Source organism: Amycolatopsis sp. NPDC000009 (genome assembly GCF_055563465.1).
In genome coordinates this window covers 880,586-906,397 of the sequence record NZ_JBVHDI010000001.1, presented here as the reverse complement: position 1 = coordinate 906,397, position 25,812 = coordinate 880,586, and the positions used below count along the sequence as shown (strand labels likewise).

20 protein-coding genes are annotated in these 25,812 nt (G+C 69.4%); 7 read left to right on the top strand and 13 right to left on the bottom strand.

What is annotated here, in order from left to right; translation table 11 throughout:
• Window positions 1–151: 151 nt before the first annotated feature.
• From ACZ3HL_RS04540 to ACZ3HL_RS04530, 3 genes are all read right to left on the bottom strand, one after another.
• Window positions 152–1,336, bottom strand: coding sequence for an SWIM zinc finger family protein (locus ACZ3HL_RS04540; RefSeq protein WP_465528751.1), 1,185 nt, complete (start codon window positions 1,334–1,336; stop codon window positions 152–154).
• The gene (locus ACZ3HL_RS04535; protein ID WP_465528749.1) at window positions 1,336–4,122 is read right to left on the bottom strand and encodes a DEAD/DEAH box helicase; all 2,787 of its coding nucleotides are present in this window, start codon (window positions 4,120–4,122) and stop codon (window positions 1,336–1,338) included. The genes ACZ3HL_RS04540 and ACZ3HL_RS04535 overlap by 1 nt, the downstream gene beginning before the upstream one ends.
• A 94-nt stretch (window positions 4,123–4,216) precedes the next feature.
• Complete coding sequence (locus tag ACZ3HL_RS04530; protein ID WP_465528747.1) at window positions 4,217–6,292, bottom strand: acyl-CoA dehydrogenase family protein; 2,076 nt, start codon at window positions 6,290–6,292, stop codon at window positions 4,217–4,219.
• Window positions 6,293–6,437: 145 nt separating this feature from the next.
• On the opposite strand from ACZ3HL_RS04530, the gene kstR reads away from it, so the two are divergent.
• Complete coding sequence (gene kstR / locus ACZ3HL_RS04525) at window positions 6,438–7,085, top strand: cholesterol catabolism transcriptional regulator KstR (protein ID WP_038523880.1); 648 nt, start codon at window positions 6,438–6,440, stop codon at window positions 7,083–7,085.
• A 173-nt stretch (window positions 7,086–7,258) separates the two neighbouring features.
• Here the strand turns inward: kstR and ACZ3HL_RS04520 are convergent, their stop codons facing one another.
• From ACZ3HL_RS04520 to icmF, 3 genes are read right to left on the bottom strand one after another with little or no spacing between them, the layout of a single operon-like run.
• Window positions 7,259–8,248 carry a TIGR03557 family F420-dependent LLM class oxidoreductase gene (locus ACZ3HL_RS04520; RefSeq protein WP_465412088.1) on the bottom strand — a complete coding sequence of 330 codons (990 nt, stop codon included), beginning with the start codon at window positions 8,246–8,248 and terminating at the stop codon, window positions 7,259–7,261.
• Window positions 8,245–9,090 (bottom strand): LLM class F420-dependent oxidoreductase, encoded by an 846-nt coding sequence (locus ACZ3HL_RS04515; protein ID WP_465412087.1) that lies wholly within the window; start codon window positions 9,088–9,090, stop codon window positions 8,245–8,247. Before ACZ3HL_RS04515 ends, ACZ3HL_RS04520 begins: the two co-directional genes overlap by 4 nt.
• Window positions 9,091–9,132: 42 nt before the next feature.
• Window positions 9,133–12,369, bottom strand: a complete 3,237-nt coding sequence (icmF, locus tag ACZ3HL_RS04510; RefSeq protein ID WP_465528745.1) for a fused isobutyryl-CoA mutase/GTPase IcmF — start codon at window positions 12,367–12,369, stop codon at window positions 9,133–9,135.
• A 135-nt stretch (window positions 12,370–12,504) separates the two neighbouring features.
• On the opposite strand from icmF, the gene ACZ3HL_RS04505 reads away from it, so the two are divergent.
• The 3 genes from ACZ3HL_RS04505 (at window position 12,505) to ACZ3HL_RS04495 (ending at window position 14,193) form a co-directional block, all read left to right on the top strand.
• Window positions 12,505–12,843, top strand: a complete 339-nt coding sequence (locus ACZ3HL_RS04505) for an ArsR/SmtB family transcription factor (protein WP_125675475.1) — start codon at window positions 12,505–12,507, stop codon at window positions 12,841–12,843.
• Window positions 12,836–13,489: a DUF899 domain-containing protein gene (locus tag ACZ3HL_RS04500; RefSeq protein WP_465528743.1), complete on the top strand. Its 654-nt coding sequence runs from the start codon at window positions 12,836–12,838 to the stop codon at window positions 13,487–13,489. Before ACZ3HL_RS04505 ends, ACZ3HL_RS04500 begins: the two co-directional genes overlap by 8 nt.
• 146 nt (window positions 13,490–13,635) lie before the next feature.
• The gene (locus ACZ3HL_RS04495; protein ID WP_465412084.1) at window positions 13,636–14,193 is read left to right on the top strand and encodes a dihydrofolate reductase family protein; all 558 of its coding nucleotides are present in this window, start codon (window positions 13,636–13,638) and stop codon (window positions 14,191–14,193) included.
• A 38-nt stretch (window positions 14,194–14,231) separates the two neighbouring features.
• Here the strand turns inward: ACZ3HL_RS04495 and ACZ3HL_RS04490 are convergent, their stop codons facing one another.
• The 4 genes from ACZ3HL_RS04490 to ACZ3HL_RS04475 are packed head-to-tail and all read right to left on the bottom strand — an operon-like array spanning window position 14,232 to window position 19,434.
• The gene (locus tag ACZ3HL_RS04490; protein ID WP_007033694.1) at window positions 14,232–14,795 is read right to left on the bottom strand and encodes a GTP-binding protein; all 564 of its coding nucleotides are present in this window, start codon (window positions 14,793–14,795) and stop codon (window positions 14,232–14,234) included.
• Window positions 14,796–14,823: 28 nt separating this feature from the next.
• Entirely contained in the window at window positions 14,824–15,570 is a 747-nt protein-coding gene (locus ACZ3HL_RS04485; protein WP_465528741.1) for a DUF742 domain-containing protein, read from the bottom strand.
• Between the two features lie 7 nt (window positions 15,571–15,577).
• Entirely contained in the window at window positions 15,578–16,030 is a 453-nt protein-coding gene (locus tag ACZ3HL_RS04480) for a roadblock/LC7 domain-containing protein (protein WP_005166055.1), read from the bottom strand.
• On the bottom strand, window positions 16,027–19,434 hold the full coding sequence (locus ACZ3HL_RS04475; RefSeq protein WP_465529105.1) for a sensor histidine kinase: 3,408 nt from the start codon (window positions 19,432–19,434) through the stop codon (window positions 16,027–16,029). Before ACZ3HL_RS04475 ends, ACZ3HL_RS04480 begins: the two co-directional genes overlap by 4 nt.
• A gap of 979 nt (window positions 19,435–20,413) precedes the next feature.
• Here ACZ3HL_RS04475 and ACZ3HL_RS04470 point away from each other — a divergent pair.
• Window positions 20,414–20,836, top strand: coding sequence for a DUF485 domain-containing protein (locus tag ACZ3HL_RS04470; RefSeq protein WP_465412082.1), 423 nt, complete (start codon window positions 20,414–20,416; stop codon window positions 20,834–20,836).
• Window positions 20,833–22,407 carry a solute symporter family protein gene (locus ACZ3HL_RS04465; RefSeq protein ID WP_465412081.1) on the top strand — a complete coding sequence of 525 codons (1,575 nt, stop codon included), beginning with the start codon at window positions 20,833–20,835 and terminating at the stop codon, window positions 22,405–22,407. The genes ACZ3HL_RS04470 and ACZ3HL_RS04465 overlap by 4 nt, the downstream gene beginning before the upstream one ends.
• A gap of 286 nt (window positions 22,408–22,693) precedes the next feature.
• On the opposite strand, the gene ACZ3HL_RS04460 is transcribed toward ACZ3HL_RS04465, so the two are convergent.
• Window positions 22,694–23,263 carry a TetR/AcrR family transcriptional regulator gene (locus ACZ3HL_RS04460; RefSeq protein WP_465412080.1) on the bottom strand — a complete coding sequence of 190 codons (570 nt, stop codon included), beginning with the start codon at window positions 23,261–23,263 and terminating at the stop codon, window positions 22,694–22,696.
• A 137-nt stretch (window positions 23,264–23,400) separates the two neighbouring features.
• Between ACZ3HL_RS04460 and ACZ3HL_RS04455 the strand changes: the two genes are divergently transcribed.
• Window positions 23,401–24,822, top strand: coding sequence for an MFS transporter (locus ACZ3HL_RS04455; protein ID WP_465528739.1), 1,422 nt, complete (start codon window positions 23,401–23,403; stop codon window positions 24,820–24,822).
• Here the strand turns inward: ACZ3HL_RS04455 and ACZ3HL_RS04450 are convergent.
• Together ACZ3HL_RS04450 and ACZ3HL_RS04445 are read right to left on the bottom strand one after the other, a co-directional pair.
• Window positions 24,819–25,172 (bottom strand): DUF3817 domain-containing protein, encoded by a 354-nt coding sequence (locus tag ACZ3HL_RS04450; protein WP_034322453.1) that lies wholly within the window; start codon window positions 25,170–25,172, stop codon window positions 24,819–24,821. The two genes, ACZ3HL_RS04455 and ACZ3HL_RS04450, sit on opposite strands and share 4 nt — an antisense overlap.
• 23 nt (window positions 25,173–25,195) lie before the next feature.
• On the bottom strand, window positions 25,196–25,567 hold the full coding sequence (locus ACZ3HL_RS04445; RefSeq protein ID WP_465412078.1) for a hypothetical protein: 372 nt from the start codon (window positions 25,565–25,567) through the stop codon (window positions 25,196–25,198).
• Window positions 25,568–25,812: the final 245 nt, after the last annotated feature.

Below are 25,812 nucleotides of genomic sequence, written 5' to 3'. Positions count from 1 at the left end.
GGCCCCCTGGGCGCCCCACCGCCCTCCGCGGGGCGGCGCGAAAGCCACTTTCGGGACACCAGACGTCGCGAAAGTGGCTTTCGCGACACGCCACCTTTGACTTATTGATAACCCTCGATAGAACCGTCCTTGCCACTCACGCGACGGGAGGTCAGGGCGGGTAGATCACGTCCGTCGGGCGGGCGGAGGACGGGCCGTCGACCCGCCAGCCCTCGCCTTCGCGCACGAAGCGGTACCACCGTTCGTCCCGGCCGTAGCGCAGTTGCAGGTCGCCCTGGGTGATCCGGTTCCGCCAGGTCTTCGGCGTCCCCGGCAGCCCCGATTCGGCCAGATCCGCCCTGGCCTGGGCGAGCGGTGCCTGCCCGGGCCGCCACGCCTCGCGGACCACCGCCATCCCACCCCTTCCCGCCTCACGCCAGGCCTGTGCCCAAAGAGCCAGATCCCGCACCGGGACCCCGGCGGCCTCGGCGAGTTCGGCGACCACATCGGGGTCGCTCGCCGCCGCGCGGCGCGCGAGGTCTTCCTCGAATGACGGCTCCACCTCGCGCTCGGGCCCCATGACCAGCAGCTCCCAGGCCCTGGCGGCGGCGTCGGCCGCCAGTTCGACGAACATCTCGCCGCTCCAGCCGGTGCGGTGCGGCGGATCGACGTCGAGGACCGCGGGCGGCCCGACCGTGGCCGGGACGGCCGGCCGCGGTGGGAGCGCGGCGATCCGCCGGGAGTACGCGCGTTTCGGGTCCACGCCGGGCGCGGCGGGGGCACGTACCCGTTTGCCCGGCGCGGTCGCGGGGGCGCGGCGGGACCGCAGTTCCGCGAGCACGGCCTCCCTCGGCCTGCCGCGCAGCAGGAACAGCACGAACGGATCAGCGTCCACCTCGTCCGCGACCAGGTAGTACACCGCGGCGACGTGCTTGCACGGGTTCGCACTGTCGGGACAGGAGCACTTCGGGCGCAGATCTCCGGGACCCGGCAGCAGATCCGCGCCGGCGGCTCGCGCGTCCTCGGCCAGTTCGCCGGGCAGCTCGCCGTCGAGGAGGGCCGCGACGTGGCCGAGCCGGGAGCCGACCATGCCGAGCAGGCTCTCCCACTGCGATCCGGTGAACGCCCGCATGTGGATGGTCACCCGGTACGGCACCGCCCGGCTGCCCTGTACCCAGGCCGTCACCTCGCCCGCGCCGACCGCGAGCTTGCTGACCGTGCCCTTGCGCGCGTACGTCCGCCCGCGCGGCAACCGGTTCGGATCGAGTTTGGCGCGCTCCTCCAAGGCCTCGACCCACGCCTTGCCCCACCACGTGTTGCCGAAGGTGCGCCGTTTCCGTCCTGTCACGCCGGGCATCAGGGCTCCCCGAGCCGGACGAGGTCGGCGAGTTCGTCGTCGGACAGTTCGGTGATCCAGTTCTCGCCCGCGCCGATGACCGCGTCCGCCAGCCCGCGTTTGGTCTCCAGCACCTTCGCGATCCGCTCCTCGAGCGTGCCCTCGGCGATCAGCCGGTGCACCTGGACCGGCCGGTCCTGCCCGATCCGGTACGCGCGGTCGGTGGCCTGGTCCTCGACCGCCGGGTTCCACCAGCGGTCGTAGTGGATCACGTGGGTGGCCTTGGTCAGGTTGAGCCCGACACCGCCCGCCTTGAGCGAGAGCAAGAACACCGGCACCTCGCCGGCCTGGAACCGGGCGACCATGTCCTCCCGGACCTTGGGCGTGCTCGACCCGGACAGGAGCATCGTCGGCAGCCCGCGTTCGGCGAGGCGTTTCTCCAGCAGACGGCACAACTGGACGTACTGGCTGAACACGAGCACGCTGTCGCCCTCGTCGAGGATGACGTCGAGCAGCTCTTCGAACGCGGCCAGCTTGCCGGACCGGCCGTGCAGCACCCCGGGCTCCTTGAGGTACTGCGCCGGGTGGTTGCAGATCTGCTTGAGCTCGGTGAGCAGTTTGAGCACCTGTCCGCGCCGGGCCACGCCGTCCAGCTCGCGGATCATCGCGAGGTTCTCCCGGACCACGGCCTCGTACAGCGTCGTCTGCTCGGCGGTGAGCGGGACGAACCGGTCGGTTTCGGTCTTGCGCGGCAGTTCGGGGGCGATGTCCGGGTCGGTCTTCTTGCGGCGCAACAGGAACGGGCGCACGGTCGTAGCGAGGCGTTCGGTGGCGGCGACGTCCCGGTCGCGCTCGATCGGGCGGGCGACCTTGCGGCGGAACCCGTCGAGCGAGCCGAGCAGGCCCGGCGTCGTCCAGTCCACAATGGACCACAGCTCGGTCAGCCGGTTCTCCATCGGTGTCCCGGTCAGGGCGACCTTCGCGGCGGCGGGGATCTTCCGAAGCTCCTTGGCCGTGACCGAAAGCGGATTCTTGACGTGCTGCGCCTCGTCGGCGGCGATCATCCCCCAGTCCACTTCGGACAGTGTTTCGCGATCCCGCCGGAGGACGCCGTACGTGGCGAGCACGACCTCGTCGGGCGCGACCTCGTCGAGATGCCGCCCGCCACCGTGGAACCGGCGTACCGGGATGTCCGGCGCGAACCGGGCGAACTCGCGTTCCCAGTTGCCCAGCAACGACGTCGGGCACAGGACGAGGGTGGGGCCCTCGCCGAGGGGACGGCGGTGCAGGTGCAGGGAGATGAGCTGGATCGTCTTGCCGAGCCCCATGTCGTCGGCGAGGCAGGCGCCGAGACCGAGCCCGGTCATCGTCGCGAGCCAAGCCAGGCCCGCCTTCTGATACGGCCGCAGGGTGGCCTTCAGGTCCGCGGGCTGCTCGATCGGCTCCGCGGCGCTCTCACGGATTCGCTGGAGCAGCCCCGTCACCGCCGACGGCGCGGTGAACTCGACCTTTTCGCCGTCCAGCTCCAGTTCGCCGGTGAGCGCCGCGGCCAGCGCCTCGGCTCCGGACAGCTTCTTCGCGCGGTGGGCGCGCACCTTGGCCAGCAGACGCGCGTCGACCTTGACCCACTTGCCCCGCAGCCGCACCAGGGGCCGTTTCGCCTCGGCGAGCGCGGTGACCTCGGCGTCGGTGAGGTCTTCGTCGCCGAGGCTCAGCCGCCAGCGGAACTGCAGCAGGCTCTTGAGCGTGAACTCGGGCCCGGTGACACTGCCGGGGACCTGTGTCGCACTCGCCTTCGCCTTGAGCTCGCCCGCGAAAAGGTCCTTCGGCCACTGCACCTCGATGCCGGCGCCACCGAGCGCCGCGTCCCCGTGCGTCAGCAGGTCGACGACCTCGTCGTACTCCAGCGTCAGCCCGGTCGGCGCGGCGGACCGGAGCATGCGGCCCAGCGGAGCCCATGCCCTGGCACCCCGGCGCAGGCCGAGCAGCAACTGTGTCTCGACCTGCTCGCCCATCCGCTCCAGCACGGCTTCGGGCGCGTCCCACAACGTCGCCGCCTCGACGATCAGGCTCGGATCGGCGGCGCTCCGCACGGCCAGGACAGCCTCGAACGTGGGCTCTTCTTCAGGGTCCTCGGGCTCATTGACCTCCATGCGCAGGACCAGATGCGCGCCCTGCGCCTGCCGGGCGCTCAGCTCCGCCAGCCAGGCGGCACCGTCCGGCCCGACCAGCGTCGGCTCGGCCGCGGCGAACGCCGGACCGCCCGCCGCGACGCTCGCGGCGGGCGTGCGGACCAGCACGTCCGCCGTCGCGTCCCAGAGCGCGCGGATCAACGACTCCGGCGAATGCAGCCGGATCCGCTTCAGCCCGGACAACGGCAGCGCGTGCGCCTCGGGAGGCAGCGCGGCGGCGAGCCCGCGCAGCATCTCCTCGTCGGCGACGTCGAGCGGCCCGACCCGCCACGAATCCACCCCGCCGGGTGAGGCAGCGGGCAGCAGCCTCCCGCGGGCGATGAGGTTCACCCCGGCTTCGGCGACGGCCGACCACGCGGCGATGGCCGGGCTCAGGTCGCCGTCCGCGGTGAGCAACCGCGGAATCGCGCGCGACAACGGGACGAGCGCCGCGTCGACCTTCGTGCGCCGGAAGACCTTCCCCACCGGCAGCACGAGTTCGATCGCGGTGTCACCCGCTACGCCGTCTCCCCAGAGCGCCAGCACACCGTCCCGAGGGGGATCCGAGGGGACGAAGGTGGCCTGGGTTCCTGTGCCGAACTCCACGCCCCGCACGTTAGAGCACGGGACCGACATCCCCCGGGCGGCGGGGCTGTGAACGGTCCGTTCCTGGCAGATTTTGCGAGGAAGGGACCTTTCATGGCACGTGTAAAGGGCGTGACAGGGACTTTCAGGACCGAGGCAGCCCCAGCAACCGTTCCGCGGTCAGCGACAGCAGCACCTGCGTCGTCCCGCCCGCGATACTGAGGCACCGGGTCAGCAGGAACTCGTGCTGCGCCGGGTCACCGTCCACGAGAGCGTTCTCCGCCAAAGCCTCCAGCGCGAACTCCGCCACCGCCTGCCGATGCCGCACGCCCAGCAGCTTGCGCACACTCGACTCGGCGCCCGGGTCCTGCCCGTCGAGCCGCCGCAGCGTCGCCCGCAAGTCCAGGACCGAACACGCGCTACCGTCGGCGATCAGCGCGCCGAGCCGCTCCCGGTCGGCGTCATCGCCGAGCGTGGCGAGCAGATTCTCGACGCCCTCCCCCACCGCTGATCCGCTTCCGAGGGCCACGCGCTCGTTCGCCAGCGTCGTCCGCGCCAGCCGCCAGCCACCGTCGACCTCCCCGACCACCATCTCGTCCGGGACGAAGACGTCGTCGAGGAACACCTCGTTGAAGACGGCGTCGCCGGTGATCTCGCGCAGCGGGCGCGTGCTGATCCCGTCCGCGGTCATGTCGACGAGGAAGTAGGTGATCCCCTTGTGCTTCGGCGCGTCCGGATCGGTGCGCGCCAGGCAGATCGCCCAATCGGCTTCGCGCGCGAGCGACGTCCACACTTTCTGGCCGTTCAGCAGCCATCCGCCGTCGACGCGGCGGGCCGTCGTGCGGAGCGACGCGAGATCGGAGCCCGCCTCGGGTTCGCTGAACAACTGGCACCAGGTGATCTCGCCCCGCAACGTGGGCGCGGCGAACCGTTCGCGCTGTTCCTCCGAGCCGTGTTCCAGCAGGGTCGGGATCGCCCAGGCGCCGATCACCAGGTCGGGGCGGCGGAGGTCCGCGTCGGCGAGGGCGGCGTCGATCCGCAATTGCTCGGCCGCGGAGGCGCCCCTGCCGTACGGCGCGGGCCAATGCGGGGCCAGCAGTCCCGAATCGGCCAGCGCGACCCGCCGCTCCGGCTCGGTCAGGGCGGCGATTTCGCCTACCAGGTCACGGAGGCCGGCGTCTTCGCCGACGTCGACGCTCAACGTCCGGCGGTCGCCGCGCAGCGCGAGTCCGGCCGCGCGACGGCGCCAGCGGGCGGATCCGCCGAGCCACTGCCGCAGCGCGACGGCGCGCCGCAGGTAGAAGTGCGCGTCGTGCTCCCAGGTGAAGCCGATGCCGCCGAGGACCTGAATGCAGTCCTTTGCGTTGGCCACGGCCGCGTCGAGCGCGTAGGCCGCCGCCGTCGCGGCCGCGAGGGAGTGCTGCGCCGGGTCTTCGGCGGCCCTCGCCGCGTCCCACGCGAGCGCGTCGGCGGCTTCGGCCCGGCACAGCATTTCCGCGCACAGATGCTTGATCGCCTGGAACGACCCGATCGGACGGCCGAACTGTTCCCGCACTTTCGCATACTCGACGGCGGTCTGAAGACACCATCGTGCGATCCCCGCGGCTTCCGCGGCGCCGAGTGTGGCGGCATAGGAGTCCACAGGCAGTGCCTCGAAAACCGCTTCGGCCCGCACCTTCGCGCACCGGAGCCGGCCGACCGGCCGTGAGACGTCGAACGGCTCGCCCGGCTCGATGTCCACTCCGGACGCCCCGGGTGGAACGAGCGCGGAGACGTCGCCGTCGGAGACCAGCGTCCACGCCGACGGGTGAACGTCGAGAGCCGGGCCGGACTCGCCATCGACCACCGAATCCGCGATACGGAAGCCGTCGCCGAGCACCACCGCCAGCCGTTCCGTCCCGTCCGCGATAGCGGGCAGGATCTCCTTGGCGGCCTGGGGAACCGTCCCGAGCAACGCGCCGCCCAGCGCCGTCCCGAGGACCGGACCAGGCACGAGCGCTTCGGCCGCTTCGGCGAGGCCGGCGGCCAGATCGGCCAGCGTGCCGCCTGCCCCGCCGACGTCTTCGGGAATCGCCACGCCGAACAGGCCCAGTTCCGCCAGCCCTGGTGGTAGCTCGGCGATCCGGCCACTTCGGACGGCGTCGACGGGATGGGCGGAAGCCGCCCAGGCCCGGATCGACGCGGCCAGGGCCGCCTGTTCTTCGGTGAGCGCGATCGACACGGGTGGGACCTCCTCGCCGGACCTACCCGCGAGTGTAGAACGTGTTACAGTTTCTTGCCCAGTGGGTCACGTCTTGAACAGTTCGTCCGCTTAGGTACGCTACGTGAGGAAAGTGGAACAAGTTCCGACGAAGGGGGACGTGGCGATGCCAGGGAAGGCCAAGGCACCCACGAGCGCGAAAGCGCGCAGCGGCAATGGTCTCTCCGCGCTGGGCGGCGAGGAACTCGGCTCCGCGGCACAACGCGACCGGCGGCGCCGCATCATCGACGCGACCCTCACCCTCGCCGCGAAGGGCGGTTACGACGCGGTCCAGATGCGGGCGGTCGCCGAGAAGGCGGACGTCGCGCTCGGCACGCTGTACCGCTACTTCCCCTCGAAGATCCACCTGCTGGTTTCCGGGCTGGCCAGGGAATTCGAACGCGCGCAGGAGAAACTCGACCGCGCGGCCATCCCCGGCGACACCCCGAGCGAGCGGCTGATGTTCGTCCTCGGCCGCAACACCCGGCTGATGCAGCGGGATCCGCACCTGACCGAGGCCATGGTCCGCGCGTTCATGTTCGCCGACACGACCGCCGCCGCCGAGGTCGAGCAGGTCGGGCGGCTGATGGAAAACATGTTCGCCAAGGCCATGGGCATCGAGGACCCGACCGAGGCCGATCGCGACATCTTCCACGTCATCGCCGACGTCTGGATGGCGAACCTGGTCGCCTGGGTGACGCGGCGCGCGTCGGCGGCCGACGTCGCGAACCGGCTGGAGCTGTCGGTGCACCTGCTGCTGGACAAGAACGTCTGAAACCTCGTGAGTGGTAAGGACGGTTAGAACCGCCCTTACCACTCACGAGACCAGACCCGCTCGGTGCCGGGCGCTCTGCTGGGTGCTGGGCTTGGCCGGGTTGCGAAAGTGGCTTTCGCAACGTCGACCGCGACCGGCCCCCGGGATCAACGGCGGCCGGAAGCCAGTGCGGGTCAGGCGGTCAGCTTCGGCAGCACGTCCCGCCCGAAGGTCTCGATGAACTGGTCCTGGTTCCGGCCCACGTTGTGGATGTAGATCCGGTTGAACCCGGCGTCGACGTACTTCTGCAGCGCCGCGCGGTGCACGTCCGGATCGGACGAGACGACCATGCGGCCCTCGAAGTCCTCACGCCGCACCAGTTTCGCCATCTGCGCGAAGTCGAACGGCGAGCGGATGTCGGCCTTCGGGAACTTCATGCCGCCGTTGGGCCACTGGTCCATCGCGTTGGCCCACGCCGTCTCGTCGTCCTCGGCCCACGACAGGTGCACCTGCAGCAGTTTCGGCATCGAGTCCGGATCCTTGCCGGCCTTCCGCGCGCCGGTGCCGAAGTTGTCGAGGATCCCCGCCAGCTTCTCGATCGACGCGCCCGGCGTGATCAGCCCGTCCGCGAGCTCACCGGTCTTGCGTGAGGTGTACGGGCCCGCCGACGCGATGTAGATCGGCGGCGGCTCGTCCGGCAGCGTCCACAGCCGGGTGGTGTGCAGCTTGAAGAACTCGCCGCTGTGCTTGACGTCCTTGCCGGTGAACAGCTTCCGGATGATCTCGAGCGCCTCGAACATCCGCCGTACGCGCTCGGGCGCTTCGGGCCAGTAGCCGCCGATGATGTGCTCGTTGAGCGCTTCGCCGGAGCCGATGCCGAGCCAGGTCCGGCCGGGGTAGGTCGCCTCCAGCGTCGCCGCGGCCTGCGCGACCATCGACGGGTGCAGCCGGAACGACGGGCAGGTCACGCCCGGCCCGAGGTCGCCGGTGGTGTTCTCCGCCAATGACGCGAGCACGCTCCACACGAACGACGCTTCACCCTGTTGAGGGACCCACGGCTGGAAGTGGTCGGCCGCCATCTGGCCCGAGAATCCGTGCTGTTCGGCCAACGCGGCCAGCCGGATCGATTCGCGCGGAGAGAACTGCTCCAGCGCCGCCGCCAAGCCGATTTGAACCTCAGTCACGCCTGTTGCCCCTTTCGAAAGCTCTCGGCGACCTTCGCGAACTGGTCGAGTCGGTCCAGTGTCGCCGCTTCGGGCTCGGTCGGCAGGAAGAGCGTCGCCTCGTCGACGCCGCCCTCGGCGAGCCTGCTCAGCGCGTCCTCTTCCGGCGTGGCACCGAAGGCGGAGAACCTGATGTCGCTACGCCCCTGGTCCGCCAGCCATTGACGCGCCCGGCGAAGCTCCTCCGGCGGGGTGTACGCGTGCAGCATCCAGCCATCGCCGTACTTCGCGATCCGTTCCATCGCCTTCTGCCCCGCGCCGCCGATGTAGATGGGCGGATGCGGCTTCTGCACCGGCTTCGGCCACGCGAAGATCGGATCGAAATCGATGTGCTCGCCGTGGAACTCGGCCTCGTCCTTCGTCCAGATCTCCTTCAGCGCGGCGAGTTGCTCGTCGACGAGCGCGCCGCGGGTGCGCGGATCCGTGCCGTGATTGCGCATTTCCTCCCGGTTCCAGCCGACGCCCACGCCGAAGACGAACCGGCCCCGCGAGACCAGATCCAGCGAAGCGACCTCTTTCGCCGTGTGGATGACGTCGCGCTGCTGCAGCAACGCGACGCCCGTACCCAGTTTCAGGTTCGACGTGGCCCCGGCCGCCGCCGTCAGCGCGACGAACGGATCCAGGGTCCGGTAGTACACGCGCGGCAGTTCGCCGCCGCCCGGGTACGGCGTTTCCCGGCTGACCGGGATATGTGAATGCTCGGTGACGTGGAGCGAGCTGAACCCGCGCTCTTCGGCGGCGGCGGCGAGGACGTCCGGCCTGATTCCTTCATCGGTGAGGAAGGTGGCGATTCCGATCTCCATGTCCAGCAACTACCCGGACACGCCCCGCGATATTCCCGCCCGCTAGACGTTGCGCCGGTACTGCCCGCCCACCTCGAAGAACGCCTCGGTGATCTGGCCGAGCGAGCACACCCGCGCCGCGTCCATCAGGACACCGAACAGGTTGCCGCCCCGGGTCGCGGCCTCGCGCAGCGTCTTGAGCGCGACCTGCGCCTCGGCCTGGTGCCTGCGCTGGAAGTCCTCGAGCCGCTCCAGCTGCGAGCGCTTCTCGTCCTCGGTCGCCCGCGCGAGTTCCACCTCGACGTCGTTCTCTCCGCCGTTCGGGTTGCGGAAGGTGTTGACGCCGACGATCGGCAGCGTGCCGTCGTGCTTCTGGCGTTCGTAGAGGATCGACTCGTCCTGGATCTTGCCGCGCTGGTAACCGGTCTCCATCGCGCCCAGCACGCCGCCGCGTTCGGAGATCCGGTCGAATTCCAGCAGCACGGCCTCTTCGACCAGTTCGGTCAGCTCGTCGATGATGAACGAGCCCTGCAACGGGTTCTCGTTCTTCGACAGGCCCCATTCCTTGTTGATGATCATCTGGATGGCCATCGCCCGCCGCACCGAGCTCTCCGACGGTGTGGTGATCGCCTCGTCGAAGGCGTTGGTGTGCAGGGAGTTCGCGTTGTCGTACAGCGCGCACAGCGCCTGCAGCGTGGTCCGGATGTCGTTGAAGCTCATCTCCTGCGCGTGCAGCGACCGGCCGGAGGTCTGCACGTGGTACTTGAGCTTCTGCGAGCGCTCGTCGGCGCCGTAGCGCTCCCGCATCGCGACCGCCCAGATCCGGCGAGCGACCCGGCCCAGCACCGAGTACTCGGCGTCCATGCCGTTGGAGAAGAAGAACGACAGGTTCGGCGCGAAGTCGTCGATGTTCATCCCGCGCGCGAGATAGCTCTCGACGTAGGTGAAACCGTTCGACAGGGTGAACGCCAGCTGCGAGATCGGGTTCGCCCCGGCCTCGGCGATGTGATAGCCGGAGATCGACACCGAGTAGAAGTTCCGGACGCCGTGCTCGATGAACCATTCCTGGATGTCGGCCATCATGCGCAGGCTGAACTCGGTGGAGAAGATGCAGGTGTTCTGCCCCTGGTCCTCCTTGAGGATGTCCGCCTGCACGGTACCGCGGACGTTGCGCAGCGCCCATTCGCGCAGTTCGGCGGCCTCGGCTTCGGAGGGTTCGCGGCCGTGTTCGGCCTTGAACGCCGCCATCCGCTGGTCGATCGCGGTGTTGAGGAAGAACGCGAGGATCGTCGGCGCCGGGCCGTTGATCGTCATCGACACCGAGGTGCTCGGCGAAGTCAGATCGAAGCCGTCAAAAAGCTGGCACGCGTCCTCCAGCGTCGCGATGGAGACGCCCGAGGTGCCGACCTTGCCGTAGATGTCGGGACGGGTGTGCGGGTCGTGCCCGTACAGCGTCACCGAGTCGAAGGCGGTCGAAAGGCGCTTCGCGTCGGAGTCGGCCGACAGGAGCTTGAACCGCTTGTTGGTCCGGAACGGGTCGCCCTCGCCGGCGAACATGCGCGCCGGGTCCTCACCCTCGCGCTTGAACGGGAAAACGCCCGCGGTGTAAGGGAAGTAACCGGGAAGGTGCTCGCGGCGCAGGAACGACAGCAACTCGCCGGATTCGGTGTAGCGCGGCAGCGCCACGCGCGGGATCCGGTTGCCCGACAGCGTGTCGCGCCAGAGCTGGGTGTGCAGTTCCTTGTCGCGGATCTTCACGACCAGCTCGTCGGCACGGTAGGACTCGGCCAGTTCCTGGAAGCGGGCCAGCAGATTCGCCGACTCACCGTCCACATCGGACTCGGCGGCGGCGAGCAGGCCGTCGAGCGCGTCGGTGCTCGCGTCGACGGCGGCCAGCGCCTCCTTGGCGGCGGCGAGGTGCTCGCGTTTGCGCAGCGCGGCGACCTGCTGCTCGGTCTTGGCGTGGTAGCCGCGGACGGTCTCCGAGATCTCCGCGAGGTAGCGCGTCCGGTTGGCCGGGATGATCGTGCTGGCGTCGGTGGACACCTTGCCCTCGACCTTCGGGAGCACCCCGGCCGAAACGGTCAGGCCGCGCTCGGCGAGAGTGTCGCGCAGGTGCTGGTAGAGCGCGGTGACGCCGTCGTCGTTGAACTTCGCGGCGCTGGTGCCGTAGACCGGCATGTCCTCGGGAGAGGAGCTGAACGCCTCGCGGTTGCGCACGAGCTGGCGCGCGACGTCGCGACGGGCGTCTTCGGCCCCGCGGCGCTCGAACTTGTTGATCGCCACCGCGTCGGCGAAGTCGAGCATGTCGATCTTCTCCAGCTGCGACGCCGCGCCGAACTCCGGCGTCATGACGTACAGCGACTGGTCCACGTAGTCGACGATGCCGGCGTCGCCCTGGCCGATACCGGGCGTCTCGACGATCACCAGGTCGAACCCGGCGGCCTTGCACGCGAGGATGGACTCGGAGAGCCCGGTGGGGATCTCGCCGCTGGTGGTCCGCGTGGCGAGGGAACGGAAGTAGACCGGGCTGCCGTCGAGGCAGTTCATCCGGATGCGGTCGCCGAGCAGCGCTCCCCCGCCCTTGCGGCGCGACGGGTCGACGGCGAGCACGGCGATGCGGAGCTTGTCCTCCTGGTCCAGCCGGAACCGGCGGATCAGCTCGTCGGTGAGCGAAGACTTGCCGGAACCACCCGTCCCGGTGATGCCGAGGACCGGTACCGTCCGCGACTTGGCGGCCTCGGTGATCTTGTCGAGCGAGTCCTGCGGCAGCGCCTCACGCTGAAGCTGCGTGATGACCCGGGACAGCGCCGGGATGTCACCCGAAAGCAGTTTGTCGAGCGAGCCGGGCGACTGCGCGGACAGGTCGGTGTCGCAGGCCTTGATCATCAGGTTGATCATGCCCGGGAGGCCCATCTCGTAGCCGTCTTCCGGGGAGAAGATCCGCGCCACACCCCGCGAGTGCAGCAGGTCGATCTCCTCGCGGACGATGACCCCGCCACCGCCGCCGAACACCTTGATATGCCCCGCGCCGCGCTCGTTGAGCAGCTCGACCAGGTAGCTGAAGTACTCGACGTGCCCGCCCTGGTAGGCGCTGATGGCCACGCCCTGGACGTCCTCGGCGATGGCCGCGGTGGCGACCTCGTCGACCGACCGGTTGTGCCCGAGGTGCACCACCTCCGCGCCCTGCGACTGCAGGATGCGCCGCATGATGTTGATGGACGCGTCGTGCCCGTCGAAGAGGCTCGACGCCGTCACGAAACGAACGGGGTTCACGGGCCGGTGCAGGTCGCTGCTCATCCCTCCAAAATACTTGGACTTCCTACTGTTTTAAACCCATCCACTCGCGTGATGGCGCTCTCACTCGTCCTTGACAGATCGACTCGCACCAGTATATTCAACCCAAGGGTTAAACAACCGATTGATTGAGCAGCGATGACCACTGATCAGCTCAGCGCCACGTTCGCCGCCTTGGCGGACCCCACCCGGCGGGCGATCCTCGCCCGGCTGGCCACCGGCGAGGCCAGCGTCAACGAGCTGGCCGAACCCTTTCCGGTCAGCCTCCAAGCCATCTCCAAACATCTCAAGGTCCTCGAGCGCGCGGGCTTGATCAGCCGGAGCCGGACCGCGCAATGGCGGCCCTGCCGGCTGGAGGCCGCGCCGCTCGGCGACGTCTCCGAGTGGGTCGAGCGCTACCGGCGCTTCTGGGAAGGCGGGTTCGACCGCATGGAAGAACATCTCGCGGAACTGAGGAAAGGCGAACGAAATGACTGAGACCGTCGCCCTGCCGGAAGTCGTCTCGGCCGGCGAATGGCAGATCGCCCGGGACGCGTTGCTGGCCAAGGAAAAGGAGCTCACCCGCGCCGCGGACGCGATCGCCGCCGAGCGGCGACGGCTGCCGATGGTGCGCTTCGGCAGCGGCTACGAGTTCGACGGGCCCCAGGGCAGGGTCACCCTCCTCGACCTGTTCGAGGGACGCCGTCAGCTGATCGTCTACCACTTCATGCTCGCCCCCGGGCAGAAGGCGGGCTGCCCCGGCTGCTCGATGCTCGTGGACAACATCGGCCACCTCGCCCACCTGCACGCCCGCGACACCACGCTGTACGTGGTCGCGCCGGCGACACTGCCCGAGATCGAGCGCTACAAGGAGCGGATGGGCTGGACCGTCCCCTGGGTCTCGACCGTCGGCGGCTTCAACCCGGACTGCGGCATCGACGGCGGGTTCGGCATCAGCGTCTTCCTGCGCGACGGTGACGACGTGTTCCGGACGTACTTCACCACCGGTCGCGGCGGGGACCAGCTGGTGGGGACGCTGCGATACCTCGACCTGACGCCGCTCGGGCGGCAGGAAGCCTGGGAGGAGTCCGGCCGCGGAACCGACGGCCCCGGGCACTGGTGGAAACGGCACGACGAGTACTGAGTCCTGCCGCATTTAGTCCTCTGGATGCGCCCTGGGCGCATCCAGAGGACTTAAATGCGTGAGGGCATGTCGAGAACCCAGCGGCCGCTCCGACCCCTCGGTGTCCGGCGCCCGGAAGGCGGGCGCCACACCGGAGGGATCAAGCCATGCGCAAGCTCGTCTACGCCGTCCACACCTCGCTCGACGGCCGCATCGAAGGCCCGGACGGCGAGTTCGATTGGGCCGAGATGGGCCCGGAGCTGTCCGCCCACTCGCAGGAGCTCACCGACCGCGCCGACACCCTCGTCTACGGACGGCGGGTCTGGGACATGATGTCGTCGTACTGGCCGCGGGCGGAGGAGATCTCGGACCACCCGCACGATCTCGAGTACGCGCCGATCTGGCGGAAGACGCCGAAGATCGTCTTCTCCCGGACACTGGAAGAGGCGGACTGGAACACCGAGGTGATCGGCGGCGACCTCGCCGCACGCGTGGCCGGACTCAAGGACAGGCCCGGCAAGGATCTGCTGCTGATGGGCGGGGCCGAACTGGCCACCGCGGTCGCCGACCACGGCCTGGTCGACGAGTTCCACGTCGTCGTGCACCCGGTGGTGCTCGGCGGCGGCAAGCAGGTGTTCGGCGGCGGCGTGCGCACGGACCTGCGACTGACCGGCACCCGGACGTTGGACGGGCGCGCGGTACTGCTGACTTACGAAGCGAAGTGAATCCCTGGGCGGCAGCCCCTACGCTGCCGCCGTCAGGTTCACCTCGCGTTGCTCGCCCGCAAGGCGATCCACTGCCGCATCGCGTACTCGACCAGCGTGATCAGCGTCTGCTTCGTCGACTCCCGTTCCCGGGCGTCGCAGCGGACGATCGGGATGTTGGGGTCGATCGACAGCGCTTCACGCACGTCGTTGATGTCGTGTTCGAGGATGCCGTCGAAGGTGTTCACCCCGACGATGTAGGGCAGGCCCCGGTCCTCGAAGAAGTCGATCGGCGCGAACGAGTCGGCCAGCCGTCGCGTGTCGGCCAGCACCACGGCGCCGATCGCGCCGCGGACGAGGTCGTCCCACATGAACCAGAACCGCTGCTGCCCGGGCGTGCCGAACAGGTAGAGGATCAGGTCCGCGTCCAGGGAGACCCGGCCGAAGTCCATCGCGACCGTGGTGGTCGATTTGTTGGGCGTCTGGTCGAGGTTGTCGATCCCCCGACTGGCGTCCGTCATCATCGCCTCGGTGGTGAGCGGGACGATCTCCGACACCGAACCGACGAAGGTCGTCTTACCCGCACCGAAGCCACCCGCCACGACGATCTTCGCGGATGTCATGGTCGGGGGCGCGGTTTCCCGCGGTGCCTTAAAGCCGACGGAGTCCACTCAAAACCCTTTCCATCAACACCAGATGTGCCTCGGCGCCGTCATTGCCCGAAATCGTCTTGTGCACGCTGACCAGCCCCGCGTCCGCCGCGTCGCTGATCAGCACGCGTGCCACACCCAGCGGTACGCGCAGGGTCGCCGCGATCTCGGCGACCGAACGCGGGGTGCGGCACTCCTCGATGATCGAAACGCACTCGATCTGGTCCGCGGCGATCGCGGGGAGGCTACCCGAGTCGACGTGGTCCTTGGTGGAGATGAGGGTCTCCAGCTCGAGAGCGTAGTTCGCCTTGGTCCGGCCCCCGGTGAGGGCATAGGGACGGACGATCGCCGTCTCCTCGAGCGGCGACGGCGCCTGCTCGAAGACGGCGGGCATGATGAACTCGCCACTGGGTGGACCCGGGTCGAAAAGACCACCTGGTCTCGGCCCGACGGCGCCTGCGCCGCTGTCGGGTGGAGAAGCAAGTGAGGTCACGCGGTCTCCTTGATCGGTCGGCTGCGGGACTGCCGATTCCCCGGTGGCGGATGCTCCGCCCGCCCGGGAATCCTGAGGGTGCTTGTTCTTCTTGCGCTTCCGACGACCACGTCCCGAATCCAGGGTGAAGCCGTTCAGGACGTCGGCGAAGGTGCCGTCGTCGCCTGAACCGGCAGCATGGGTAGCCCCCGCGTGCGGAGGCTGGTGTTCACCCGTCCCCGGCGGTTCGCCGAAGGATCCGGACCCGGTGCTCATCGGGACATCATCCCACCGGTTCGCCGATCAGCGACCCACCGGCGCCCTGCAATTGCGCGCGAAGTTCCGGGGTGAGGATCTGGCCGACGCGATCGACGAGCATCGTCATCTCGTAGGCGACCTGTCCGATGTCGCAGTTCGGGGCGGCGAGGATGGCCAGGCAGGAGCCGTCGCTGATGGACATCAGCACCATGATGCCGAGTTCCATCTCGACGACGGTCTCGTTGACCGCGCCGGCCTCGAAGCACCGCGCGGCACCCTGGGTGAGGCTGACCAGGCCGGACGCGACGGCGGCCAGCTGGTCGGCGCGGTCCAGCGGGAGCCTGCTGGACGCGGTGAGCAGGAGGCCGTCAGCCGACACCACCACGGCGTGCGCCACTCCGGGTACCCGCTCGGCGAAGTCGTTCACCAGCCACCCGAACTGGTTCTGCTGGGGCTGGGCCGGGTTCGGCGAGGTCATTCACCCTCCAGGGTTTCGTGGTTGGCTTCGGTCGCCTGGGCTGTATGGTGCCGTCCGCGCTGGATGCCCTGCTGGAAACTGCTCAGGCGACCGCGCACGTCGTGCGCGTCTCGCTGTGGTCGGGGGGTGACCGCCCCGGCGGGCGGTCCCGCGCTGCCCGGGAGCAGTTGCTCCCCGCGACGGCGCCTGGGTAATCCTGCCGAAGTCGTCCGCGAGGGCACGGACTGGGACACCGCTTGGGCGGCTTTCCAGCCTTCGTCGGAGCCGAAGTTCCAGGCGTCCGTCCGCTCGGTGGCGGCGGCCGGTTCCGGTTCCGGGCTCGCTGCCTGCGGTTTCCTGCTCGGCAGCGCGGCGGGCGGGGCCGACGGCCGCTCGGCCGTCTCCGATGTCTTCGCTGCCTTCGCGGGCTCGGGTGCCTTCGACGGCTCGGGCTTCGTGTCGGCCTTCGTGTCCGGCTGAGCGGTGGTGGGCTGCGCGGTCGCCGGTGCCGCCTTGTCCGCCGCCTCCTTGCGGCCCCGCTTGACCCCCTGCTGGAAACTGCTCAGCCTGCCCCGCACGTTCGCCGGATCGCGGACCGGCAGCTCCGACTTGGCGGCGGGTTCGGCGGCCGGGACCGACGACGCCGCGCTGCCCGGCAGCAGCTGCTCGCCCTTGCGGCGACGCGGCAACCCGGCCTCGGTGAACGTCGACGGGGCGTGCTGGGAGACCTCCTGCACCGTGCGGAAGGCCTTGTCACTGGCGAAGTCCCAGGTGCGCGCCTCCTGCTCGGCGGTCGGAGCGGGCTCGGCCGTCTTCTGCTCTTCGGGTTCCTTCGCCCCTGGCTTCTCCTTCTTGGCCGCGGGCTTGTCCGCGGCCTTTTCCGGAGCGGGCGCGGGCGAACGGAACCACGCCGACAGCATCTCGTCGAAGATCGGCGTCGTCTCCGATTTGGGCGCCGCGGTGGGCTGCGACGGGGCCGCCGGGGCGGGCGGCGGGGCCGCTTGGCTCCACCATTCGCTCAGTGTGGTCCCGGTGGTGTTCTTGGCCTCGAACAGTTCCTTGCCGCTGGGCAGATCGCCTTCCGCCGGGGCGGGCTTCCCCGCTTCCTCGGCGACCGGCTCGGGTTCGGCGGCGGGTTCCGGTTCGGGACGGCGGGGTTCCGGCGCGGGCGGCGGTGTCGTCTCGTCTTGGGGGATCGGGCTGAACAGCGCCGTTCCGGAGATCTCCAGATCGGACGGCGGCCGCTCCTTGGGCCCGTGCCCGTTGACCGCGGGCTTGGTGTGGCCTACCAGGTCGTTCGCCGACGGCCACCGCTCGCCGCCCTGCGACGGCACACCCGGCATCGCCGGGCGCGAACCGTTCGTGGCCCGCTGGCGGCGGGGCAGGCCGCCCGGCTGCTGCGGCGGCAGCGGCGCGAGGCGCTGGGTGATCGGGCCGGTCGCGGGGCCGGGGTCTCCCCCCGGCGGGACCATCACGAGGTCCGCCGGGACCGAGACGGTGGCCCGCACGCCGACGATGTCCTTGCCGCCGTGCAGCGAGACCCCGATGCGGTGCCTGCTGGCCAGCCGGCCGACCACGAACAGGCCCATCCGGCGCGAAGTGGTGAGGTCGACGTTGGGTGCCTCGGTGAGCCGGGCGTTGGCCTCGGCGACCTCGGCCTCGTTCATGCCGATGCCCTTGTCGAGGATGTCGATGCCGAACGAGCCGTCTTCGACGAGCCTCGTCGCCACCGTCACCTGCGTTTCCGGGGCGGAGAAGGCCGTGGCGTTGTCCAGCAGTTCGGCGATCAGGCGCATCAGGTCGTTGGCCGCGTACCCGACCAGCCGCACCGGCGGCGGGTTCTGCACGGTGACCCGCTGGTACTGCTCGATCTCGGACACCGCCGCGCGCACCACGTCGGTGGCGGAGACCGGCTGCCCCGAGCGCCTGCCCGGCTCGGCGCCGGAGAGGACCATCAGGTTCTCGTTGTTGCGGCGCATGCGGGTGGCGAGGTGGTCCAGCTGGAACAGCGTGGCGAGCTGGTCGGCGTCCTCCTCGTCGCGCTCCAGCCGTTCGATCAGCTGCAACTGCCGCTGCACGAGGCTCTGGCTGCGGCGGGAGAGGTTGACGAAAACGTTGCTGTAGCCGGTCCGCATCGAGGCCTGCTCGGTGGCCAGGCGCAGGGCCTGGTGGTGCACCTTGTCGAAGGCCCTGGCGACCTCGCCGATCTCGTCGTCGCCGCCGACCGGGACCGGCCGCACGTCGGTGCCCTGCGAGCGACCCTCCTGGATGTTGCGGACCGCGTCGGGCAGCTGCTTCTCCGCGACGTCGAGGGCGCTGGCGCGCAGTACCTTCAGCGAGCGCAGCAGCTGGCGCGTGATGAGGAAGACGACGGCGACGGCGAGCACCATCGCACCGAACAGCAGGACCGCGAGCAGACCCGCGCCGCTGCTGGCGTCGTCGACCAGTTCGGCCGAGACCGCGCTCGTCTCGGCGCCGAATTTGTTCGCGACCTCGCCGACCTTGCCGATCACCGCGGTCGAGGCGTCGGTCCAACCCTGCGCGGACAGCGAGCGGAACGCCTGCGCCGACGGGGTTCCCTGTTCGCCGAGGGCGGTTTTCGCGAGCCTGTCACGGTTTTCCATCGCCTGGTCGGTGACGGCGGCGCCGAACTCCGCGCGCTGCTGTTCCGAAGCGGCGGCACGGAAGTCGGTGAGGCGGTCGGCCAGCCGGAGTTCGGCGGTGCGCAGCTGGTCGAGCTCGCTCGGCGCGAGGCTCGACCGGGCGATGCCGAAGGAGACCAGAGCCTGGCTGAGCGACAGCTGCTCCTTCATCATGGCGAGGTCGTGCAACGCCGTGGGGGTGCCACCGAGGACGTCCTGGCCGGCACCGGCCGCCAGTGCGGTGTCGAGGGCGAGCAGCGCGGTGGTGACGTCGGTGTACTCACCGATCGCCTGCACGGGGTCGAGCTGCCCGGAGGAGGCCCGCTGCCGGATGTCGGGAAGCCGGTCGAGCTGGGCGGCCGCCGCTTCACGCGCCTGACGGAGCGACGGCTCGTTCTCCACGGCCCGGGACGCGGCGGCGCCGTAGAGCGGGATGGCGGTGTCGACGTCGGCGCGCGCCGAAGCGAGCTCCAGGGTCCCGCCGACGGTGCCGGCGGTCAGCCCCGCGGCGGACTGGGTGCGTTCGCGGCCGAGGCCGTCGGCGAGGGTGCGGATATGCCCGCTCAGCGCGACGAGACGGTCCAGCCGCTGGTAGCCGTCGGACCGGCCGACCTGGCCGGCGATGGTGGCGATGCCCAGCGCGAGCGCGATGAGGATCGGCACCAGCGTCACGGCCGACAGCTTCACCGGCAGGCTCCAGTCCCGCCAGCGCACGAGCGTGCGCCAGCCGGTGGCCCACCGAGATGGCCGGGGAGTGCGTCCCAGCAGCTCCCCGACCGGCACTTGGCCTTCTCCTGCAACGGTCACGTAGGTGACTCCCTGTCCGGCGTCCTGGCACGGTCTGAGGCGCCCGTTCCCGCGAGGTAGGAGCCTGCGGGGAACTCGGCCCCGGTCTGACCGCGTGATCGATCGCGACGTGGGGGAACCCGCCCGGCGATCCGGGTGTCCCGAGTGTCCCTGGGTACACCGGTCCGCCTCGGGAGTTCTTGCACCTGCACGTGCAGGTCGCAACCTGCGAAGTGCATGGTCGTCGAGATCAACTTTTCTTTGCCAATCGATCACTGCGGGTCAGCCGGGCCAAAGAATCGTACACCAATCCGGGTGCCGTCAATTCCGTTCAGCACACGGGTGCTGACCAGCGAAAAGCGTGTACCCGAACGATCCACGGGGCCGGAAAACCGTCCGCGCGTCACAATCGAGGGAATTCCGGTTACGGGTTGCGCGGATACACAGGGTCCCCTAATCACCCGATCAGCCTACGCAGGGTAGCCACGTCGCCCGGTCGAACTACTTTCCGTGCCCCCAACGGGTGGGTCAAGCCCAAATATGTGCCCGATGTTGTGGCCTTGCCCCCCGAGCCGGTTCGATGTCGCCCGACATGGTGATTTCTTTCGAGACGCCCGGTGAAGCGGGGGATCTTCCCCGCGCCGGGATGGCGGGCACGGTATCGGAACCCGTCGTTCCCGGGTAGCGAAACTACGATCTGTCACCAAAATGAGGGACAGAGCGTGGTCATCGTCCATCGTTTGCCGCAGTGGGCCGTTCGGGCGACGACCGCGCGTGACAACTTCGCTCACTATGACGAGTGATAAAGCCCGTTCATTCCGGCCGAAACGATTTCCGGGAAACACCAATGGAAGGTAAAACCGAATACCGGCTCACGCCTTCGCGGAACCGGGGTCGCCTATTCAGACCGGGTGAAGCCGTAGTTAGTATGTGCGCTCCCCGTACCGCGCCACGGATGCAAGCCCCGGAGGAACCCATGCCCGACGTCGCGCGTCCCTACGCGGCGAGCAACGCCCTGGAGGACACCGGGCAGATGCCCGCGCTGTTCGTCCGCGAGCGCCTGCCCGCTCCCCCGCCGCCGCGCGCCACCGGCCCGGACTTCGACCGGATCCAGCACGGCAAGGAGTTCGTCGCGCTGCGCAAGACCTTCCGCCGGTTCGTGTTCCCGATGAGCCTGCTGTTCTTCACCTGGTACATGACGTTCGTGCTGCTGGCGGCCTACGCGCACGACTTCATGAGCCGGAAGGTGTGGGGCGAGGTCAACGTCGGCATGCTGCTCGGGCTCGGCCAGTTCGCCAGCACGATCCTGATCACGATCGCCTACCTGAAGTTCGCGAAGAAGCGGCTCGACCCCAAGGTCGAAGCACTGCGGGCCTCCGTCGGGGCGGGTGAGCGATGAGCATCCCCGACAACGACCCGGTGCTGAACATCGCGGTGTTCGCGCTCTTCGTCGCGATCACCCTGTTCGTGGTCTACCGCGTCAGCACCCGCAACTCGTCCACTTCGGACTACTACGCCGCGGGCAGCGCCTTCACCGGGCGGCAGAACGGCATCGCGCTTTCGGGTGACTTCCTCTCGGCGGCGTCGTTCCTCGGTATCGCCGGGGCGATCGCGGTCCACGGCTACGACGGCTTCCTGTACTCGATCGGGTTCCTCGTCGCGTGGATGGTCGATCTGCTGCTGATCGCGGAGCTGCTGCGCAACACCGGCCGCTTCACCATGGGCGACGTGCTGAGCTTCCGGATGAAGCAGCGCCCGGTCCGCGCCGCGGCGGCGACGTCGACCCTGGTGATCTCCTTCTTCTACATGCTCGCGCAGATGGCGGGCGCCGGTGGGCTGGTGGCACTGCTGCTGGACATCCACGGCGGTATCGGCCAGGCGCTGGTGATCGGCGTCGTCGGCGTCATCATGGTGCTGTACGTGCTGGTCGGCGGGATGAAGGGCACCACGTGGGTGCAGATCATCAAGGCGACGATCCTGCTGCTGACCGGCGCGCTGATCACCGTGTTCCTGTTCGGCAAGTTCGGTTTCAGCTTCTCGAACCTGCTCGCGGCCGCCGCCGACAACAGCCCGCTCGGTGACGAACTGCTGGAGCCGGGCGGCTCGTACGGCACGAGCGAGGTCACGAAGCTCGACTTCGTCTCGCTGGCGCTGGCGCTGGTCCTCGGCGCCGCCGCGCTCCCCCACGTGCTGATGCGCTTCTACACGGTGCCGAATTCGCGCGAGGCGCGGCGCTCGGTGGTGTGGGCGACCGCGTGCATGACGATCTTCTACCTCTGCACGCTGGTCATCGGCTTCGGCGCGGCCGCGCTGGTCGGCCCGGAGGCGATCAAGAACGCGCCCGGCGGGGAGAACTCGGCGGCGCCGCTGCTCGCGCTGAACATCGGCGGCACGGTCCTGCTCGGCATCGTCTCGGCGGTGGCCTTCGCGACCATCCTCGCCGTCGTCGCCGGGCTGACGATCACCGCTTCGGCGTCCTTCGCGCACGACGTGTACGCGAACATCTTCAAGCGCGGCAAAGCGGAACCGGCCGCCGAGGTCCGGGTCGCCCGGCTGACCGCGGTCGCCGTCGGGGCCTTCGCGATCGTGGGCGGCATCCTGGCGAACGGGCAGAACATCGCGTTCCTGGTGGCGCTGGCGTTCGCCGTCGCGGCGTCGGCGAACCTCTCGACGCTGCTGTACTCGCTGTTCTGGAAACGCTTCAACACCACCGGCACCCTGTGGGGCATCTACGGCGGGCTGATCGCCAGCCTGGTGCTCGTGTTCTTCTCGCCGGTGATGTCCGGGGCCGCGGACTCGATCATCAAGAGCGTGGACTTCCACTGGTTCCCGCTGAAGAACCCGGGACTGGTGTCGATCCCGTTCTCGTTCCTGTGCGGGTTCGTGGGCACGTTCGTCGGCCGGTCGAAGGCCGATCCGGTCAAGCACGCGGAGATGGAGGTGCGGTCCCTCACCGGGATCGGCTCCTGAGCCTCTCGTGAGTGGTGAGGACGGTTCTGACCGTACTGGCTTCCAGCCGCCGTTGATCCCAGATCCGGTCCGTGAAGGCCTGAGGGTCTTGAGCCGGTGCTCACCGGGACGGTGGCGGGCCCGGCCACTGCCGACGTTGCGAAAGCCACTTTCGCAACCTTCAACGTTGCGAAAGTGGCTTTCGCAACCCGGCCAAGCCCAACACCCAGCAGAACCCCGGCGCCGCCTGACCTCGTGAGTGGTAAGGACGGTTAGAACCGTCCTTACCACTCACGAGCCAGATCGCTCACGGCACCCGCAGGCCGTCCAGCACGATCGCGAGAAGCCGTTTCGTGTCCTCCTCCGAAGCCTTGCTCGCGGCCGAACCCAGTCCGTGGCCCAGTCGCAGGATGTCGACGCCCGTGACGTCCGGCCGGAGCACGCCCTCGTCCTGAGCCGCCTTCACGATCGTGTCGGCCGCGGCCCGCAACCGTGCCTGACACCAGCCGAAGACTTCGGAGCCCGCGTCGACCGACGCCTTCAGCGTCATCGCGAGCCCGTGTTTCTCGACCACGTAGATGACGTGCGTGGCCAGCCACGTCTCGAGCGCCTTCCCCGGCGGCAATTCGTCGAGCAGGTCGTACGCCTGCTGGGCCAGCCCGTCGATCTCGTCGCGGTAGACGGCCTCGATCAGCTTGTCGCGGGTCGGGAAGTGCCGGTACAACGTGCCCGCGCCGACGCCGGCGCGTTTGGCGATGTCGTCGGCGGGGACGTCCACGCCGTCGGCGGTGAACGCCTCCTTCGCCACGGCCACGATGCGCTCGTAGTTGCGCCGCGCGTCCGCGCGCATGGGGCGGGCCGGATCGGCCGTGACCATCTGCACCTCCTCGGGCGACGAAAACGGAGACGTTCTCCGAATTCGCTTGCGTAAGCGGAGACTGTCTCCATATCATCCCTCACGACCACAAGTGGAGAGTCTCTCCGCTTCATCTCGTTACGTCTTCGGAGTATTCCTTGACCGAGCGAACCCTGCGTGCCGAGCCAAGGCCGGAGACGGCGGGGACCCCGCCACCTCCGCACCGGCTGGTCCTCCCGATCATCCTGACCTGCCAGCTCATGCTCATCCTCGACGCGACGGTGATGAACGTCGCGCTCCCCCGCATCCAGTCCGAACTCGGCTTCACCGATACTGGCCTGTCCTGGGTGATGACCGCGTACAGCCTGGTCTTCGGTGGCTTGCTGCTCCTCGGCGGCCGGGCGGGCGACCTGTTCGGCCGCCGTCGGACGTTCGTCGTCGGCACGGCCGTGTTCACCGCCGCCTCCCTGCTCGGCGGCCTCGCCGGTTCGGCGGAGCTGCTGATCGCCGCCCGGGTCGCGCAGGGCGTCGGCGCCGCGCTCGCCGGGCCGAGCACGCTCGCGCTGATCACCAGCACGTTCACCGAAGCCAAGGCGCGAGTGCGCGCGCTGGCGTTGTTCTCGGCGATGTCCAGCAGTGGTTTCGCGATCGGCCTGCTGCTCGGCGGGCTCCTCACCGAATGGATCTCGTGGCGGGCGGCGCTGTACATCAACGTCCCGTTCGGGCTCGCGATCGTGCTGCTCGCTTCCCGGTACGTCGCCGATCCTCCCCGGCGGCGCGCCCGGCTGGACCTTCCCGGCGCGTTCACCGGCACCCTCGGCGTCGGCTCGCTCGTGTTCGCCTTCACCCACGCCGCTTCGCACGGCTGGGGCGACACGATCACCCTCGGCAGCCTCGCCGCCGGGCTGGCGCTGCTGACCGCGTTCCTCATCATCGAGACGAGGGTCCGCGAACCGCTGATCCCCCTGCGCCTGTTCGCCGAACGCGACCGCGCCGCGGCCTACGTCAACTTCTTCCTCGGGCCGATGGCGATGATGTCGATGTTCTTCTTCCTGACCCAGTTCCTGCAGGACATCGCGGGTTTCGCCGCGCTGGAGACCGGCTTCGCGTTCCTGCCGATGGCGGTCTGCATGTTCCTGCTCAGCAGGCTGATCCCGAAGCTGCTCCCCCGGTTTGGGCCGAAACCGCTCGCGCTGACCGGGACCGCGCTGATGACCGGCGGGGTCGTCTGGCTGACCACCCTGACGACGGACAGCGGCTACTTCTCGCATCTGCTCGGGCCGATGCTGCTGATGGGCGTGGGCGCCGGGCTGGCGTTCTCCCCGCTCAGCGTGATCATCATGGCGACGGTGCCCACCGGCGACGCGGGTGCCGCGGGCGGCGCGCTGCAGACGTTGCAGCAGGTCGGGGCGACACTGGGGCTGGCGATCCTGATCACCGTGTTCGGCACGGCGACGCGGACCCCGTCGGGAAGCGCGGCGGAGACCACGGTCGCCGGGATGACCGCGGCCTTCACCGCCGCGGCCGTCGTGACGGCGGTGTCCTTCCTGGTGGCGCTGACCTTCCGGCGCCGCGCCTAGAGCTTGACGCCCGCCTGGACCTTGTGCGTGACCTTGCGCTCCATCACGAACGAGAAGAACGGGATGCAGCCGGCGATCAGCACGAGGAGGGTGCCCTTCATCGACCAGCGGGCCTTGATCGCGAGGTCGACCGCGAGCAGCAGGTAGATCAGGTAGAGCCCGCCGTGGACCATGGGGATCATCTTCACGAACTGGGGAAGTTCCACGCGGAAGACGTACTGCAGGAGCATTTCGACGACCAGCCCGAGCAGGGCCACACCGGTGGCGTACGCCGCGACGCGGAACCGGATCAGCGGTCCGCCCAGCGAGACCGGGCGGGCCGGGGCGGCGTCGTCAGTTCGGGTGGTCATAGGGTCTCGAACCTCTCTGGGGACTACTTGTCGCGGGCGTTGAGTTCGCGAAGGTACTTGTTGTACGCGGCGAGCTCGTCGTCCTCGGGGGGCGGCGGTGCCGGGGCACGCCTCTGCCGCGGGGCGGGCACCTCGGGGACGGCGGTCTCGGCCACCGTGTCCTGGGTGCCGGCCTCGGCGGCTTGACGGCGGAGCTTGCGGATCCGCCAGAACATGAACGCGGGGAACAGCCCGAACAGCGGCCACTGCAGGACGTAACCGAGGTTCTGGAACGTCCCGCTGGCCGAGGAGAACCGCTCCCACTGCCACCACGCGAGCCCGCAGCACAGCGCCAGGCTCGCCAGGCAGACGCCGGCGATGCCGAGACGGCGCAGGAGGACGGGCGAAGCGGACACACATCGACGCTAGCACTGGGTGCGCGGCGAATCCTCGCCGACCTGGGCGCTCGGGACCTTGGTCCTGCCCCCGGCCTCGTGCGTCCGGTGGCTCGGTCCGTGAGAGGCGGCCTTACTGGGCGCTGGGCTTGGCCGGGCGTGGGGGGGGGGCCAACCACAACAAAAAAGTCTTTTTGATGTGACTGAGGCACGACCCCCACCTGGGGGGGCGCCGGCCCCCCCGGCCGAGACCGCAAGGGCAGCCG

What these genes read in the sequence shown, in the direction of transcription:
- ACZ3HL_RS04500 (WP_465528743.1), top strand. Translation starts at nt 12,836, where the DNA reads ATGACTGAGACCGTCGCCCTGCCGGAAGTCGTCTCGGCCGGCGAATGG.
- ACZ3HL_RS04485 (WP_465528741.1), bottom strand. Translation starts at nt 15,570, where the DNA reads ATGAGCACCGGGTCCGGATCCTTCGGCGAACCGCCGGGGACGGGTGAA.
- ACZ3HL_RS04460 (WP_465412080.1), bottom strand. Translation starts at nt 23,263, where the DNA reads ATGGTCACGGCCGATCCGGCCCGCCCCATGCGCGCGGACGCGCGGCGC.
- ACZ3HL_RS04470 (WP_465412082.1), top strand. Translation starts at nt 20,414, where the DNA reads ATGCCCGACGTCGCGCGTCCCTACGCGGCGAGCAACGCCCTGGAGGAC.
- ACZ3HL_RS04490 (WP_007033694.1), bottom strand. Translation starts at nt 14,795, where the DNA reads ATGACATCCGCGAAGATCGTCGTGGCGGGTGGCTTCGGTGCGGGTAAG.
- ACZ3HL_RS04465 (WP_465412081.1), top strand. Translation starts at nt 20,833, where the DNA reads ATGAGCATCCCCGACAACGACCCGGTGCTGAACATCGCGGTGTTCGCG.
- ACZ3HL_RS04515 (WP_465412087.1), bottom strand. Translation starts at nt 9,090, where the DNA reads ATGGAGATCGGAATCGCCACCTTCCTCACCGATGAAGGAATCAGGCCG.
- ACZ3HL_RS04495 (WP_465412084.1), top strand. Translation starts at nt 13,636, where the DNA reads ATGCGCAAGCTCGTCTACGCCGTCCACACCTCGCTCGACGGCCGCATC.
- ACZ3HL_RS04450 (WP_034322453.1), bottom strand. Translation starts at nt 25,172, where the DNA reads ATGACCACCCGAACTGACGACGCCGCCCCGGCCCGCCCGGTCTCGCTG.
- kstR (WP_038523880.1), top strand. Translation starts at nt 6,438, where the DNA reads ATGCCAGGGAAGGCCAAGGCACCCACGAGCGCGAAAGCGCGCAGCGGC.
- icmF (WP_465528745.1), bottom strand. Translation starts at nt 12,369, where the DNA reads ATGAGCAGCGACCTGCACCGGCCCGTGAACCCCGTTCGTTTCGTGACG.
- ACZ3HL_RS04480 (WP_005166055.1), bottom strand. Translation starts at nt 16,030, where the DNA reads ATGACCTCGCCGAACCCGGCCCAGCCCCAGCAGAACCAGTTCGGGTGG.
- ACZ3HL_RS04535 (WP_465528749.1), bottom strand. Translation starts at nt 4,122, where the DNA reads ATGTCGGTCCCGTGCTCTAACGTGCGGGGCGTGGAGTTCGGCACAGGA.
- ACZ3HL_RS04505 (WP_125675475.1), top strand. Translation starts at nt 12,505, where the DNA reads ATGACCACTGATCAGCTCAGCGCCACGTTCGCCGCCTTGGCGGACCCC.
- ACZ3HL_RS04540 (WP_465528751.1), bottom strand. Translation starts at nt 1,336, where the DNA reads ATGCCCGGCGTGACAGGACGGAAACGGCGCACCTTCGGCAACACGTGG.